Origin of the sequence: Flavobacterium ammoniigenes, assembly GCF_020886055.1 — a bacterium.
Taxonomy (GTDB): Bacteria; Bacteroidota; Bacteroidia; order Flavobacteriales; family Flavobacteriaceae; genus Flavobacterium; species Flavobacterium ammoniigenes.
The window spans coordinates 2,087,397-2,103,528 of sequence record NZ_AP025184.1 but is presented as its reverse complement, the minus strand read 5'-3'; the positions used below and the strand labels follow the sequence as shown (position 1 = coordinate 2,103,528).

Below are 16,132 nucleotides of genomic sequence, written 5' to 3'. Positions count from 1 at the left end.
TTCAAATTACTAGAAATATAAGGGAAGATTATCTATATTTGCACGCAATTTAACCACAACTTCAAATTGCAATGATCGCACACAATTCTAAGATTATCGGCGAAGGATTAACTTACGATGACGTTCTATTAGTACCTAATTATTCTAATGTGCTTCCACGCGAAGTAAGTATCCAATCTAAATTTTCAAGAAACATTACCTTAAACGTTCCTATCGTAGCAGCTGCTATGGATACGGTAACTGAAAGTTCTATGGCAATTGCTATGGCGCAAGAAGGCGGAATTGGAGTGCTTCATAAGAATATGACAATTGAACAACAAGCTGCCAAAGTACGTAAAGTAAAGCGTGCAGAGTCAGGAATGATCATTGATCCAGTTACTTTACCGTTGACTTCTACGGTTGCTGATGCTAAAAATGCGATGAAAGAATTTGGAATTGGTGGAATACCAATTGTAGACGAAAATAAAATCTTAAAAGGAATTGTTACCAATCGTGATTTACGTTTTGAAAAAAATGGTGCACGTCCGATTGTTGAAGTAATGACTTCTCAAAACCTTATTACTGTTGCTGAAGGAACTTCATTAGAACAAGCAGAAGTAGTTTTACAAGGAAATAAAATCGAAAAATTACCAGTGATCAATGCTAAAAATGAATTAGTAGGATTAATCACTTTTAGAGATATTACCAAATTAACACAGAAACCTATTGCTAACAAAGACGTTTATGGACGTTTGCGAGTTGCTGCTGCTATTGGAGTTACAGGAGATGCGGTACAACGAGCAGAAGCTTTGGTAAAAGCGGGAGTTGATGCAATTATCATAGATACTGCTCACGGACATACGCAAGGTGTGGTAAATGTGTTGAAAGAAGTAAAAGCTAAATTTCCTAAAATTGATGTTATAGTAGGAAATATTGCTACACCAGAAGCGGCTAAATATTTAGTTGAAAATGGGGCTGATGGCGTAAAAGTAGGAATTGGACCAGGTTCGATTTGTACTACTCGTATTGTGGCAGGTGTTGGTTTTCCTCAATTCTCTGCTGTTTTAGAAGTAGCTGCGGCTATCAAAGGAACCGGAGTTCCCGTAATTGCAGATGGTGGAATTCGTTATACCGGAGATATCCCTAAAGCGATTGCTGCAGGTGCTGACTGTGTAATGTTAGGTTCGCTTTTAGCTGGTACTAAAGAATCTCCAGGGGAAACCATTATTTTTGAAGGAAGAAAATTCAAGTCGTATCGCGGAATGGGGTCTGTTGAAGCCATGCAAGGTGGTTCGAAAGACCGTTATTTCCAAGATGTGGAAGACGATGTAAAAAAATTAGTTCCAGAAGGAATTGTAGGTCGTGTACCTTACAAAGGAGAATTAAACGAAAGTATGTTACAATTCATTGGTGGTCTTCGTGCCGGAATGGGTTACTGTGGTGCTAAAGATATTCCAACCCTACAAGATACTGGACGTTTTGTTCGTATTACTTCAAGCGGAATTACAGAAAGTCATCCACATAATGTTACGATTACTAAAGAAGCTCCGAATTATTCAAGATAATTAGAGTACATATTCAAATAAAAAAAGGCTTAAGATATTTCTTAAGCCTTTTTTATGTTCTTTATTTTAGAATTTAAATCCCTACAAAGTTACTTGGTGTAATTTGTAATAATTCGGTTTTGATAGCGTCACTTACATCCAAAGTTGCAATGAAACTATGAATCGATTCTTTGGTAATCGCTTCATTGGTTCTAGTCAAACCTTTCAATGCTTCATATGGATTTGGATAGGCCTCACGACGTAAAATTGTTTGGATAGCCTCAGCTACAACCGCCCAGTTTTTCTCTAAATCTTCGTGGAATTTAGGCTCGTTCAACAATAATTTGTTCAAGCCTTTCAAGGTAGCTTCAAAAGCAATAATGGTGTGTCCCATTGGTACACCAATATTTCTCAAAACCGTACTATCAGTTAAATCACGTTGTAATCTTGAAATAGGTAACTTAGCGGATAAATGTTCAAAAATAGCATTGGCAATCCCTAAATTTCCTTCTGAATTTTCAAAATCAATCGGGTTTACTTTATGTGGCATAGCCGAAGAACCAATTTCTCCTGCTTTGATTTTTTGTTTGAAATATTCCATGGAAACATACGTCCAAATATCGCGATCTAAGTCAATGATAATGGTATTGATTCTCTTCAAGGCATCAAAAAAGGCAGCGAAGTGATCGTAATGCTCAATTTGAGTTGTTGGGAAAGAATGGTGTAAACCTAAATTGGTTTCCACAAAAGTAGTTCCGAATAGTTTCCAATCAATTTGTGGGTAGGCCACATGGTGGGCGTTGTAATTTCCGGTTGCTCCACCAAATTTAGCGGCAAACGGAATATTGAATAACAAACGCATTTGCTCTTCCAAACGTTCTACAAAAACGCCAATTTCTTTTCCTAAACGAGTAGGAGAAGCGGGTTGTCCATGAGTACGAGCTAACAATGGAATGTCTTTCCACTCTGTGCTTAGTTCTTTTAATTTTGAAATCACACCAATCAAAGAAGGCATATATACTTTTTCAAAGGCTTCTTTGGTCGAAAGCGGAATAGCAGTGTTATTAATATCTTGAGAAGTCAATCCAAAATGGATAAACTCTTTGTAAGCTGACAAACCTAATTTTTCAAAAGCATCTTTGATAAAATATTCTACTGCTTTCACATCGTGATTCGTTACTTTCTCTGTCTCTTTGATCCAAAGCGCATCTTCGGTAGAAAAGTTTTTATAGATGTTACGCAAACTTTCGAATACATTCGGATTTACGGCTGCAAGTTGAGGTAAAGGCACTTCACATAAAGCGATGAAATATTCAATCTCAATTAATACACGGTATTTGATTAAGGCTTCTTCTGAGAAAAAAGGAGCTAAAGAAAGCGTTTTATTTCTGTATCTCCCGTCGATTGGAGAAATGGCATTCAATTCGTTAAGAGTAGTCATTTGGTGTTGTTTTTTCGAAAGTGCAAATATAAACCTTTTTAGTATTTTTGCCTCCAAAAAAAGAGACAATGATTGATATTGATTACCTTAATTTTCTTGAAAACATTTTGACCGACAATCGGAAAGAGCGCTTTTTGAATGTTTTGAAAAATAGAACCAATCATTTTACCATAGCAGTGGAAGATGTTTTCCAAATGCATAATACCAGTGCCGTAATGCGCAGTTGTGAGGTTTTTGGTATCCAAGAATTAAACGTAATAGAACAGCGATACGGAAAAAGCATTGACAAACAAATTGCGATGGGTGCTCAAAAATGGGTCGATATCAATACATTTGACTCTCCTTCGGCCTGTATTCAAACCCTTAGAAACAAAGGCTATCAAATCATTGCGACTACACCACATGAAAATGATTGTTTGTTAGAAAATTTTGATATTTCAAAACCTAGCGCCTTGTTTTTCGGAACCGAAATCGACGGTTTGTCCGAAGAAATCATGAAAGAGGCTGATGGCTTCTTAAAGATTCCCATGGTTGGATTTACAGAAAGTCTAAATATATCAGTATCGGCAGCCATTATTATTCAGAATTTGACCAACAGACTACGCAATTCAGATATTAATTGGCAATTATCTGAAGACGAAATTCTAGTAAAACGATTGGCTTGGGCCAAAAATTCCATCAAAGACATCAAACGTATCGAACAACGCTATTTTGAAGAAAATCCAAAATAGAATTCGGTATTTATGTTATCTTTAAATTAAATGTATTCAATAATCCATTGTTGAAAATAATTATCCAATTTAATCCCTATTTTTGAAGGGTATAAAATAGAATAAAATGAAAAAAATTATATTGTTTTTTGCTTTGTCTAGTATTCTAACTATTCAAGCTCAGCAGCGTCCGAAATTAGTAGTTGGAATTGTGGTAGACCAAATGAAGATGGAATATTTGTATCGTTTTTCAGATGATTTTTCTGCTAATGGTTTTAAGAGAATTATGAACGGTGGTTATACTTTTCATAATATGCATTACAATTATGTGCCAACTTATACTGCGCCAGGACATGCTTCTATTTACACTGGAACAACTCCTGCAACACACGGAATTGTTGGAAACGAATGGTTCAATCGTTCCACCGGAAAAGAAATGTATTGCACTGATGATGCCAGCGTAAAAACAATCGGAGACGGAACAGATAAAGAAGGAGCCATGTCTCCTAAAAATTTATTAAGTACTACGATCACTGATGAATTGCGTATGGCAACCAACTTTAAAGGGAAAGTCATTGGGATGAGTATTAAAGACCGAGGTGCAATTTTGCCAGCGGGTCATTTTGCCAATGGGGCGTATTGGTACAGTAAAACGGGAGCGTTTATTTCGAGTACGTTTTATGGCACAAGTTTACCTTCTTGGGTAACGGATTTCAATAATGAAAAGCGTTATTTGAATTACATTAATGGGGGATGGGATTTGCTTAAGCCGGTTGCGACTTACGACGAAAGTTTAGTTGATGATAATCCGTATGAAGGAAAAATTGACAAAACCACAGGACCTGTTTTTCCATATAATTTGAAAAAAATATACGATGAAAAGGGGGCAGATGTATTGCGTACTACGCCTTTTGGCAATGACATTTTAGCTGATTTGGCGATAAGAGCAATTGATAAAGAACAATTAGGGAAAGACGCTATTACTGATTTCTTGGCTGTGAGTTTTTCTTCTACAGATTATGTTGGACATACTTTTGGACCGCGTTCTATGGAATTGCAAGACACCTATTTGCGATTGGATTTGACCTTGGCTAAGTTCATGACGTATTTGGATCAAACCGTCGGAAAAGACAATTACGTATTGTTCTTAACTGCCGATCATGCAGGAGCAGAGAATCCTAACTATTTGAAAGACAATAAATACAATGTTAAAAATGTGCCTTCTAAAAGTGTAGATGCCGCTTTACGAAAATTTTCTAACGATACTTTTGGTGCAGATGTAATAGTTAATTACTCAAATTCTAATTTGTACTTTAATAAATCAATTCTTAAAGAAAAAGGTTTAGAATTGGCCAAAGTAAAACAAAGTTTCAAAGACTTTATGATGACACAAGACCAAGTGAAACGCGTCTATACCGAGGAAGAAATTTTAGCTTCAACCGGAGATGATTATTTCTTGAGTTTTATTGCTAAAGGTTATGATCCAAAACAAAATGGAGATCTTTTTATTTTAGACAAAGCAGGCTATTTAGAATACATTGAGACAGGAACAACGCATGGTTCGGCTAATAGTTATGACACGCATGTACCGATGCTTTTTTACGGTTGGCATGTTCCCAAGGGGAATTCACATTCCAAAAAACACATCACTCAAATAGCACCAACGCTTTCACAACTATTAAAAATTCCATTTCCTAATGGAACAGAGTCTGAAGTATTAGTTGAATTGTTTTAGAAATTATTCGTAGCTATAAAAAATCCCGTTCAATAGAACGGGATTTTTTTATGTATTAAACAGTTGCAGCGACTGGCAACGGAATTTGATTGCGTAATAAATCTTCAAACGATTCTTTGGCACGAATTAAATGGCCTTCACCATTCATCCATAAAACCTCTGCAGGTTTGTATCTGGAATTGTAATTCGATGACATAGAGAAGCAATAAGCACCTGCATTTTTGAAACACAGAATATCTCCCTCGTTGATTTCAGCAATGCGTCGGTTGTTAGCAAAAGTATCTGTCTCGCAAATGTAACCCACAACTGAGTAAAAACGCTCTTTTCCTTTTGGATTAGAGATGTTTTCAATGTGGTGCTGTGATCCGTAAAGCATTGGACGAATCAAGTGATTGAATCCACTGTCCACTCCTGCAAAAACAGTAGAAGTAGTTTGTTTTACCACATTCACTTTTGCCAAGAAGAAACCGGCCTCACTCACCAAGAATTTTCCTGGTTCGAAGATTAAGGTCAATTCTTTACCATATTCTGTGCAGAAATCATTGAAACGTTTGGATAATTTTTTACCTAACTCTTCAATATCAGTTTCAATATCGTCTTTTTTATAAGGTACTTTGAAACCACTACCAAAATCTAAAAATTCTAAGTTTTTGAAATTTTTAGCCACATCAAATAAGATTTCAGCAGCATACAAGAATACCTCAATATCTAAAATATCCGATCCGGTATGCATGTGAATACCCACAATGTTCATTTTTGTATTTTCTACAATACGAATTAAGTGTGGCAATTGGTGAATTGAGATACCAAATTTACTATCAATATGTCCTACGGAAATGTTGGTGTTTCCACCCGCCATAACATGAGGATTAATGCGAATACAAACTGGTGTGTCTGGGTATTTGGTTCCAAATTGTTCTAGGATAGACAAGTTGTCAATGTTGATTTGAACACCCATTGCAGCCACTTCTTCTATTTCTTCTAAAGAAACACCGTTAGGCGTAAAAAATATTTTTTCAGGCTCATAACCGGCGTGTAATCCTAATAAAACTTCCTGAATGGAAACTGTATCCAAACCAGAACCCATATCTCTCAATAATTGCAAAATGGCTACATTGGATAATGCTTTCATTGCATAATTGATTCGAAGTGTTTCAACTTTAGAAAACGCTTTAGTCAATCTGTTGTATTGCGATTGTATTTTTTCGGCATCATAAACATATAAGGGGCTACCAAATTGTTCAGCTAAATGTAATAAGTCTTTTCCGTGCATGGGATTCTAATTTTGGGCAAATTTATAGTTCTTATATCGTACAAACAAATTAAATAAGATAGTTTAACAAAATATAACAAAATGTTTAATTTAAAACATTAAGTCAATTTTATTGAAAAAATATAAAAAAAATCCCTTGAAATCAATCAAGGGATTTTTGGAGAGTTGTGTTGTTGTTTAGTTATAGTGTAGGTAAATCTCCGTTACCTTTTGTAGGTAGGTTTGTTGAACCCATTAAGAACAAATCTACTTCTCTGGCAGCCTCACGGCCTTCAGAGATAGCCCAAACTATTAATGATTGTCCTCTTCTCATATCACCGGCTGTGAAAATATGAGGCACATTGGTTTGGTAGTTGTTTGCTTTATAATTGGTTCTAACATCAGTTTCAATACCTAATTGTTCGCTTAATGTTTTTTCAGGGCCTGTAAATCCTAGGGCTAACAATGCTAAGTCACAAGGCCAGATTTTTTCAGAACCTTCTTTTTCAATTAATTCTGGGCGTTGACCTGGAACAATTTTCCATTCTACTTCCACTGTTTTTAAAGCAGTTAATTCGCCTTTATCGTTAGTAATGAATTCTTTGGTATTGATTAGCCAGTTTCTGTTACAACCTTCTTCATGTGAAGACGATGTTTTTAATTGTAACGGCCAGTAAGGCCAAGGAGTCGATTCGCTTCTTCCCACTGGTGGTTTTGGCATAATCTCAAAGTTAGTTACTGATTTGGCACCTTGTCGATTAGACGTACCCACACAGTCAGAACCGGTATCTCCACCACCAATAACGATGACATCTTTTCCGGTAGCAACAATTTGGTCAGCAACTGATTCTCCCCAAACCACTTTAGTTTGTTGTGTTAAGAATGTCATGGCTTGAACAACACCTTTAGCATCTGCACCTTTGGTTGGTAATCCTCTTCTTTCAGTAGCACCACCACAAAGTACAACCGAGTCAAAAGCTTTCAATTCATCAATGCTGAAGTTTACTCCAACGTGAACGTTTGTTTTGAAAGTGATTCCTTCTGCTTCTAGGATAGCCACACGTCTGTCGATGATTCCTTTTTCTAATTTGAAGTTTGGAATTCCGTAACGTAATAAACCTCCAATAGCATTGTCTCTTTCAAAAACCGTTACCGTATGGCCGGCACGATTTAATTGTTGTGCTGCCGCTAATCCAGCAGGTCCAGAACCTACAACAGCTACGGTTTTACCAGTTCTTTGAGTAGGAATTTGTGGTTTGATCCAACCTTCTGCAAATCCTCTTTCGACAATATTTTTTTCAATATTTTCAATAGCAACCGGTTCTTTGATTATACCTAACACACATGATTTTTCGCAAGGTGCTGGGCATAATCTTCCAGTAAATTCTGGGAAGTTATTGGTTGATTGTAAGATGGCCAATGCGCTTTCCCATTCTTCTTGGTGTACCATGTCGTTAAAATCAGGAATTAAATTTCCTAACGGACAGGAACTATGACAGAACGGAATACCACAATCCATACATCTTGAACCTTGTTCTTTTATTTTTTCTTTCGATAACGGAACAGTAAATTCATTGTAATTAGAAACACGTTCTGCTACAGCGATATTACTTTCGTCTGCTCTACTATATTCTTTAAATCCACCTATCTTTCCCATGACTATTGTGCTATTAATTCTTCCACTTTATTTTCTTCTGCCAATCTTTGTAATGCTTTTTTGTAATCGGTTGGCATCACTTTGATAAAGTGTTTTTGTTGATTTTCCCAATCGGCTAAAATTCGTTTAGCCAATGGACTATTCGTATACATAGAATGATTTTTAATCAATCGTCTCAATTTAGTAATATCTTCTGCATCGTTTTCTTCGAATGCAACCATTTCCATATTACAAACTGTGGCGTCGAATTTCTTCTCCGGATCGTATACATAAGCAATACCACCACTCATACCTGCAGCGAAGTTTCTTCCAGTTTTACCTAGAATTACTACATTTCCACCAGTCATGTATTCACAACCATGATCCCCAATTCCTTCTACAACTGCTGTTGCACCCGAATTACGAACGGCAAAACGTTCTCCAGCCATACCATTGATATAGGCTTCACCAGTTATCGCTCCGTAAAGCGCAACGTTACCAATGATAATGTTCTCTTCTGGTTTGAAGGTAGCCGTTGGTGGCACTTTGATGATTAATTTACCACCAGAAAGTCCTTTACCTAAGTAATCATTACAGTTACCGTGGATTTTGAAAGACAATCCATTCGTAGCAAATGCTCCAAAACTTTGTCCAGCCGAACCTGTAAAGTCCACCAAGATCGTATCGTCTGGTAAACCTTGTGCTCCGTATATTTTAGAAATTTCGTTACTTAATATAGCACCTACTGAACGGTCTGTATTTTTGATATTGAAAGTAACTCTAGTTTTCTCTTTTCTATAAATAGAAGGAATAGCTGCTTTGATAATATCAAAATCCAATACGTTTTCTAAGGCGTGATCTTGCGATGTTGTATTGTGATTTGGAACTACGTTTGCTTTTTCTGGTTTATATAAAATCGCTGATAAATCCAAACCATTTGCTTTGTAGTGATCGATTGCTTTGTTCACATTTAATTTTTGTGATTGACCTACCATTTCTTTCAAAGTTCTGAAACCTAATTGAGCCATGATTTGTCTTAATTCTTCTGCAATAAAATACATGAAGTTGATCACATGTTCTGGAGTTCCTTTGAAATTTTTTCTCAATTCAGGATCTTGTGTAGCAATACCTACTGGACAAGTGTTCAAGTGACATGCTCTCATCATGATACAACCTGACGCTACTAATGGAGCGGTTGCAAATCCGAATTCTTCTGCTCCTAATAAAGCAGCCACGGCTACGTCACGACCTGTTTTTAATTGTCCGTCACACTCTAAAACGACACGACTTCTTAAGTCATTTAGAATTAAAGTTTGTTGTGCTTCTGCCAATCCCAATTCCCATGGAATACCAGTATGTTGTAATGAAGTCAATGGTGCAGCACCCGTTCCTCCATCGTATCCTGAAATCAAGATCACGTCGGCTTTTGCTTTGGCAACACCAGCAGCAATAGTTCCAACACCCACTTCAGATACTAATTTTACGTTCACACGTGCCTCACGGTTGGCATTTTTCAAGTCAAAGATTAATTGTGATAAATCTTCAATAGAATAAATATCGTGGTGTGGAGGAGGAGAAATTAATCCTACATAAGGAGTTGAATTTCTTGTTTCTGCAATCCAAGGCACTACTTTTTCTCCAGGAAGCTGTCCACCTTCACCAGGTTTTGCTCCTTGAGCCATTTTAATTTGGATTTCTTTGGCATTGGTCAAATAGTTAATCGACACACCAAAACGTCCTGATGCTACTTGTTTGATAGCACTATTTTTAGAGTCACCATTTAATTCTTTTTGGAAACGTTTTGGGTTTTCACCCCCTTCACCAGAGTTACTCTTACCACCAATACGGTTCATCGCAATCGCTAAATTCTCGTGTGCTTCAGAACTGATCGATCCATAAGACATCGCACCTGTTTTGAATTTCTTAACGATTTCGGTCCATGGTTCTACTTCGTCAATAGAAATTGGATCTAAATTGTTGAATTCGAATAAACCTCTAATGGTCATCAAGTTTTTACTTTGATTATTCACCATATCAGAATATTGTTGGTAGGCTTCTGGACTGTTCAAACGAACTGCTTGTTGCAATTTAGCAATTGTAGTTGGGTTGAACATATGTTTCTCCCCTGATCGTCTCCATCTGTAAATACCACCGATTTCTAAAGGTAATAAGTTGGCAATTTTAGAATTAGGAAACGCTTTTTGGTGTCTTTTCTTGATTTCTTTTTCCACTTCCATCAATCCAATTCCTTCAATTCGAGAAGGAGTGAAAGGGAAATATTTAGTGCTAAACGATTTGTTTAGACCTAGAATTTCAAAAATTTGAGCCGCTTTGTAGGAATGCAAGGTAGAGATACCGATTTTATTCATAATCTTAACGATTCCTTTGGCAATGGCTTTATTGTAGTTTGTAATAGCGTAATCTGCTTTTACTCCTGTAATATGTCCTTCGTTTACTTGGTCATGAATGATTTCATTCACCATATACGGATTGATCGCACTAGCACCGTATCCAAATAATAAAGCAAAGTGGTGTGGTTCACGTGGTTCAGCCGATTCGATGATGATACCAAATTTAGAACGAACCCCTAATTTGTTTAAAGTATGGTGAATATAAGAACAAGCCAATAACATTGGGATTGGCGCTAATTTTTCAGTAACGCCTCTATCTGAAAGGATTACAATGTTGCATCCTTCTGAAACTGCTTTGAAAGTAGCTTGAATACATTTTTCTAATGAACGCTCTAAACCGTTCACTCCTTTTTCTATTTTGTATAAAGTAGAAATAGTAACCGATTTGAAATCGGCGTGATCAATGTTTCTTATTTTATCCAAATCCTCGTTTGAGATAACTGGATTTTGAATTTTGATTTTTTTACTGTGTTTTTCGTCAATATCAAAAATATTGAAATCACCACCTACAGCCAAACTAATATCAGTAATGATTTCCTCACGAATACCATCCAAAGGAGGGTTGGTTACCTGAGCAAATAATTGTTTGAAATAGTTGTATAATAATTGCGGTTGTTCTGATAAAACAGCTAGTGGAGTATCATTACCCATAGAACTGATCGCTTCAGCACCTTTGGCTCCCATAGGGTTAATGATGGTTTTTAAATCTTCAATAGTATAGCCAAACAAACGCTGTCTCGTATGGAAATCGATAGTTTCGGTTGGGATAGGGTTGTTTGTGTAAGGTATTTGTGCCAATTGAACCAAATTACCATCCAACCATTTTTGGTAAGGACGTTTGGTCACCACTGCATTTTTAACTTCTTCATCTTCAATGATTCGACCTTCGTTCATGTCAACCAAGAACATTTTTCCTGGCTCTAAACGTCCGTGTTGAATTACATCTTCTGGATCGATATCCAATACACCAATTTCAGATGACATGATTACGAATCCACTTTTTGTCAACGTATAACGAGAAGGACGTAGTCCATTTCTATCCAATAAAGCTCCAATTACATTTCCGTCAGTAAACGGAATAGAAGCAGGACCATCCCAAGGTTCCATGATACAAGCATTGTATTCGTAGAATGCTTTTTTCTCTTTCGACATGGTTTGGTGTTTTTCCCAAGCTTCTGGAACCACCATCATCATCGCTTCGGGTAAAGAACGTCCTGTCATCAATAACAATTCAACTACCATATCCATAGAGGCGGAATCAGATTTTCCTTCTAAGATAATAGGGAATAATTTTTTGATATCGTCTCCGAAGATTGGACTTTCCATCAATTCTTCACGAGAACGCATGCGGCTTACATTTCCTCTCAAGGTATTGATCTCCCCATTATGACACATGTATCTAAATGGTTGCGCCAAATCCCAAGATGGAAAAGTGTTAGTTGAGAAACGTTGGTGAACCAAAGCCAATCTCGTAACTAAATCGGTATCAGTTAAATCAGTATAGTATCTACTGATGTCTTCCGGCATCAATAAACCTTTGTATATAATAGTTGTAGTAGATAAACTTGTGAAATAGTATCGGTGGCTTTCCGAAGTTTTAGAGTTGCGGATCGCATGCTCCGAAATTTTTCTTGCAGCAAATAATTTAGCATTGAATTCTTGTTCAGTAATTTTCAATCCATTTTTACCAACAAAAACTTGTTTGATTGTTGGTTCTTTTTCTGCTGCTACTTGTCCTAAATTAGATACATCAACAGGAACATCTCTCCAACCTAATATTTGTAAATTTTGATCTTGTACACATTTTTCAAATGTTTTGATACAAAAATCAACTTGATTCTGACTTTTCGGTAAAAAAAGCATACCTACTGCATATTCGCGAACTTCTGGTAGCTCGAAATGGCATACTTTTTTAAAGAACGCATCTGGAATATCAAATAAAATTCCAGCTCCATCTCCCGTTCTTCCATCGGCACTTACCGCACCACGGTGCTCTAATTTAATTAGGATGTCAAGTGCTTTGTGTATAATATCATTCGACTTGATTCCATTCAAATTACAGATAAATCCTGCACCACAATTGTCGTGCTCAAATTCTGGTAAATAAAGGCCTTGTTCTTTAACTTTCATGCTTGATAATTTTTTTACAAAATTAAATATTTCGTACTATTTACCGAATTCAAAACCTCTTTTGGGTTGATTTTTACCAAAATAGTAGAAAACGGTTCTTTAAATGAAGATATTGTTATTAAATAGTGATTGGATTGAAGTATTGACAATAAGGCGCTGTAATATTGCTGTAAAAATGCTGATTTTAAAGCTAAAAACAGAAATATAACAGAATGTTATTTTTTGTAACAAATTAGTTGGTATTATTTAAATTTTATTAAAAAATCACTCTTTTCGACAAAGCATCAAATATAATTAGGAAGAACTACTTTTTTAATGAAAAAAATATATTGTATGTATATTATTTTGCTATTTTTGTACCACTTTTATTCTGAAATAATTTCAGAGAAGCAGACAAATTCTTTATTATGAACATACACGAATATCAAGGAAAAGAGATTCTATCTAGCTATGGAGTTCGCATTCAACGCGGAATTGTAGCTAATAGTCCAGTAGAAGCTGTTGCTGCAGCGAAACAATTAACTGCCGAAACCGGAACCGGTTGGTACGTTGTTAAAGCACAAGTTCACGCAGGTGGACGTGGAAAAGGTGGTGGAGTAAAGTTGGCTAAAAACTTACAACAAGTAGAAGAGATTTCTGAGCAAATCATCGGAATGCAATTAGTAACTCCTCAAACTTCTGCAGAAGGTAAAAAAGTACACAAAGTTTTAATTGCTGAGGATGTATACTATCCAGGTGAAAGCGAAACCTCTGAATTTTATGTTTCTGTTTTATTGAACAGAGCCACAGGTCGTAATATGATTATGTATTCTACAGAAGGTGGAATGGATATCGAAGAAGTAGCTGAACATACACCACATTTAATTTTTACAGAAGAAATTGATCCTGCTGTTGGATTGCAAGGATTTCAAGCAAGACGAATTGCTTTTAATTTAGGACTTTCTGGAAATGCTTTCAAAGAAATGGTAAAATTCATTGATTCGTTATACAATGCGTATATCGGTTCAGATGCCTCTATGTTTGAAATTAATCCAGTTTTAAAAACTTCAGATGATAAAATTTTAGCAGTGGATGCTAAAGTAAATATTGACGATAACGCTTTATACAGACAAAAAACGTATGCTGACATGCGTGATATCCGTGAGGAAAATCCAATCGAAGTAGAAGCAAAAGAAGTAGGCTTAAATTATGTTGACCTTGACGGAACTGTTGGATGTATGGTAAACGGAGCTGGATTAGCGATGGCGACTATGGATTTAATTAAATATGCAGGTTTTGAACCAGCTAACTTTCTTGACGTAGGAGGAACTGCTGATGCAAAACGTGTTGAGACTGCTTTCCGTATTATCTTAAAAGATCCAAACGTAAAAGCTATCCTAATCAATATTTTTGGTGGAATTGTTCGTTGTGACCGTGTGGCGCAAGGAGTTGTTGATGCCTACAAAAATATGGGTGATGCGATTAAAGTGCCAATCATTGTTCGTTTACAAGGTACAAACGCAGCTATTGCAAAAGAATTAATTGATAATTCAGGAATGCCAATTTTATCTGCTGTTGAATTCCAAGAAGCAGCGGACCAAGTTCAAGCGGCACTTTCTTAATTAGAAAACTATTTGATATAAAAAATCCTGAGTGAAAGCTCAGGATTTTTTGTTTTATATAGTGTGTATTTATTGTTTCTTTTTCATTTTGATGAAAATTTGCCCTCTATATTTTCTAGAGTTAACAACAGTGTCTTTTTTGATAACATTCATCGATTCAATATCATTCGGTTGAATCGATTTTAATACTTCTGAATTGGTAAGTTGGGCATCTATGAATACGGCAACATCTTCAGGGAGACTGTCTTTCTTTTTGTCGGTTGTACTTTGGCTATAACTACTTAGAGAAGAAATAATAGCAATACTAAAAATTAACTTTTTCATTATTTATTCTTCCCGTTTTTGAATTGTACTTTTTCTACCACTTGTACTTTTGGAGTTGCTTTAGCATTACCTTTCTTAAACGGCTTCTTAGCTCCAGGATACGATTTTGGTTTTTGATCTCCTCTTGCTTTTTCAGGATCTCTCGGACTGGCCTTAAATTCAGGTCTTTCTTTAGTGTTATCTTTCTTCGGAATTTCAGCTTTGTGTTTAGCTAATACATCATTTGGATTTTTTGGATTTTCTTTAGTACCTCTCAAATGAATGACTAATCCGTTTAAAAAATTACGCAACACTTGGTCACCACATTCCATATAGTTTTCGTGTTTTTCATCACGGAAGAAAGCCCCTAATTCTGATTTTGAAATTCTAAAATCTACTAATTCTAAAATCTCCACTATTTGGTCATCACGAAGCATCAAGGCGACACGTAATTTTTTAAAGATATCGTTATTGGTCATATTGTACTATTTTTGAATATATTTTGATTGGTGCCTTTTAGTTTAAAATACAGTAAATTAAAAAGCATCCACAATTAAAAAAGCCAAAGATACGCTTTTACAAAACCATCTCTCCATAATTTTTCGTTATGTTGTCCTCCTTTGACAATTCTTATTTTGGATAAATTCAAATTGGCATCTCTTTTTGCTGTTATCAAATTGTGAATTGTATTTAGGTCAGGAATGACATCTGCATCGCCTTCATAGTCTCCGCACAGAAAATAAATTTTAGCTTTTAGCGGAGGATTTTTTTGTGTCAATTCGTTGATTTCTTTTCGGTTGAACCAAAAAGAAGGTGAAAAAACACCTGCTTTTCCGAAAATTTCAGGGTATTTTAAAACCGCATAATAAGAAACTAATCCGCCAAGAGAACTTCCAATAATACCTGTATTTTCGGTGTCTGATTTTGTTCTGTATTTAGTGTCTATTTCCGGCTTTAGTGTTTCCACAATAAATCGGAGGTAATTGTCGGCATTTCCGCCACTATATTTTGCATTTTTAAATGGCGTTAATTCATCAATACGTTTTTCGTTCCCATGCTCAATTCCCACAATAATTACTTGAGCATTAAGACTGTCCAATTTTTCGTCAATATTCCATTCGCCAACATATGAAGTTTTGGCATCGAAAAGATTTTGTGCGTCGTGCATATAGATTACAGGATATTTCTTTTTAGACGAATCGTATTTTTTTGGTAAATAAATCCAGATCTTCTTATCGGTGTTAAGTTGCGGTGCTTTTATGGTGAAAGTTGCCACTTGTTTTGATGCGGTACTTAATATAGCTTGTTGTGCAAATGTTGTACTAAATGCAAAACATACTAGAAAGAATAGAGCTAGACGTTGAATCATATTTTAAGCCTGTATAATTAA

At 35.9% G+C, this 16,132-nt stretch carries 11 protein-coding genes; 4 read left to right on the top strand and 7 right to left on the bottom strand.

Features of this window, described 5'->3' with window-relative positions; genetic code table 11:
• The first annotated feature begins 71 nt into the window (after positions 1–71).
• Positions 72–1,544 (top strand): IMP dehydrogenase, encoded by a 1,473-nt coding sequence (gene guaB / locus LPC21_RS09545; protein ID WP_229316958.1) that lies wholly within the window; start codon positions 72–74, stop codon positions 1,542–1,544.
• 73 nt (positions 1,545–1,617) lie between these two features.
• Here guaB and purB read toward each other — a convergent pair whose 3' ends face one another.
• Positions 1,618–2,964 (bottom strand): adenylosuccinate lyase, encoded by a 1,347-nt coding sequence (gene purB / locus LPC21_RS09540; protein WP_229316957.1) that lies wholly within the window; start codon positions 2,962–2,964, stop codon positions 1,618–1,620.
• A gap of 68 nt (positions 2,965–3,032) precedes the next feature.
• Between purB and LPC21_RS09535 the strand changes: the two genes are divergently transcribed.
• Positions 3,033–3,695, top strand: a complete 663-nt coding sequence (locus LPC21_RS09535; protein ID WP_229316956.1) for a TrmH family RNA methyltransferase — start codon at positions 3,033–3,035, stop codon at positions 3,693–3,695.
• A 106-nt stretch (positions 3,696–3,801) separates the two neighbouring features.
• Positions 3,802–5,409, top strand: coding sequence for an alkaline phosphatase PafA (gene pafA / locus LPC21_RS09530; RefSeq protein ID WP_229316955.1), 1,608 nt, complete (start codon positions 3,802–3,804; stop codon positions 5,407–5,409).
• A gap of 55 nt (positions 5,410–5,464) precedes the next feature.
• Here the strand turns inward: pafA and lysA are convergent, their stop codons facing one another.
• The 3 genes from lysA to gltB all read right to left on the bottom strand — a co-directional run bounded on the left by lysA (position 5,465) and on the right by gltB (position 12,838).
• Positions 5,465–6,682, bottom strand: a complete 1,218-nt coding sequence (lysA, locus tag LPC21_RS09525; RefSeq protein WP_229316953.1) for a diaminopimelate decarboxylase — start codon at positions 6,680–6,682, stop codon at positions 5,465–5,467.
• Positions 6,683–6,863: 181 nt separating this feature from the next.
• The gene (locus tag LPC21_RS09520; RefSeq protein WP_229316951.1) at positions 6,864–8,318 is read right to left on the bottom strand and encodes a glutamate synthase subunit beta; all 1,455 of its coding nucleotides are present in this window, start codon (positions 8,316–8,318) and stop codon (positions 6,864–6,866) included.
• 2 nt (positions 8,319–8,320) lie between these two features.
• The gene (gltB, locus tag LPC21_RS09515; protein WP_229316949.1) at positions 8,321–12,838 is read right to left on the bottom strand and encodes a glutamate synthase large subunit; all 4,518 of its coding nucleotides are present in this window, start codon (positions 12,836–12,838) and stop codon (positions 8,321–8,323) included.
• Between the two features lie 407 nt (positions 12,839–13,245).
• Between gltB and sucC the strand changes: the two genes are divergently transcribed.
• On the top strand, positions 13,246–14,439 hold the full coding sequence (sucC, locus tag LPC21_RS09510) for an ADP-forming succinate--CoA ligase subunit beta (RefSeq protein WP_229316947.1): 1,194 nt from the start codon (positions 13,246–13,248) through the stop codon (positions 14,437–14,439).
• A 69-nt stretch (positions 14,440–14,508) separates the two neighbouring features.
• Here sucC and LPC21_RS09505 read toward each other — a convergent pair whose 3' ends face one another.
• The 3 genes from LPC21_RS09505 to LPC21_RS09495 form a co-directional block, all read right to left on the bottom strand.
• Positions 14,509–14,763 carry a hypothetical protein gene (locus tag LPC21_RS09505; RefSeq protein WP_229316945.1) on the bottom strand — a complete coding sequence of 85 codons (255 nt, stop codon included), beginning with the start codon at positions 14,761–14,763 and terminating at the stop codon, positions 14,509–14,511.
• Positions 14,763–15,221, bottom strand: coding sequence for a DUF1456 family protein (locus LPC21_RS09500; RefSeq protein ID WP_229316943.1), 459 nt, complete (start codon positions 15,219–15,221; stop codon positions 14,763–14,765). The genes LPC21_RS09505 and LPC21_RS09500 overlap by 1 nt, the downstream gene beginning before the upstream one ends.
• A gap of 74 nt (positions 15,222–15,295) precedes the next feature.
• Positions 15,296–16,111, bottom strand: coding sequence for an alpha/beta hydrolase (locus LPC21_RS09495; RefSeq protein WP_229316941.1), 816 nt, complete (start codon positions 16,109–16,111; stop codon positions 15,296–15,298).
• Positions 16,112–16,132: the final 21 nt, after the last annotated feature.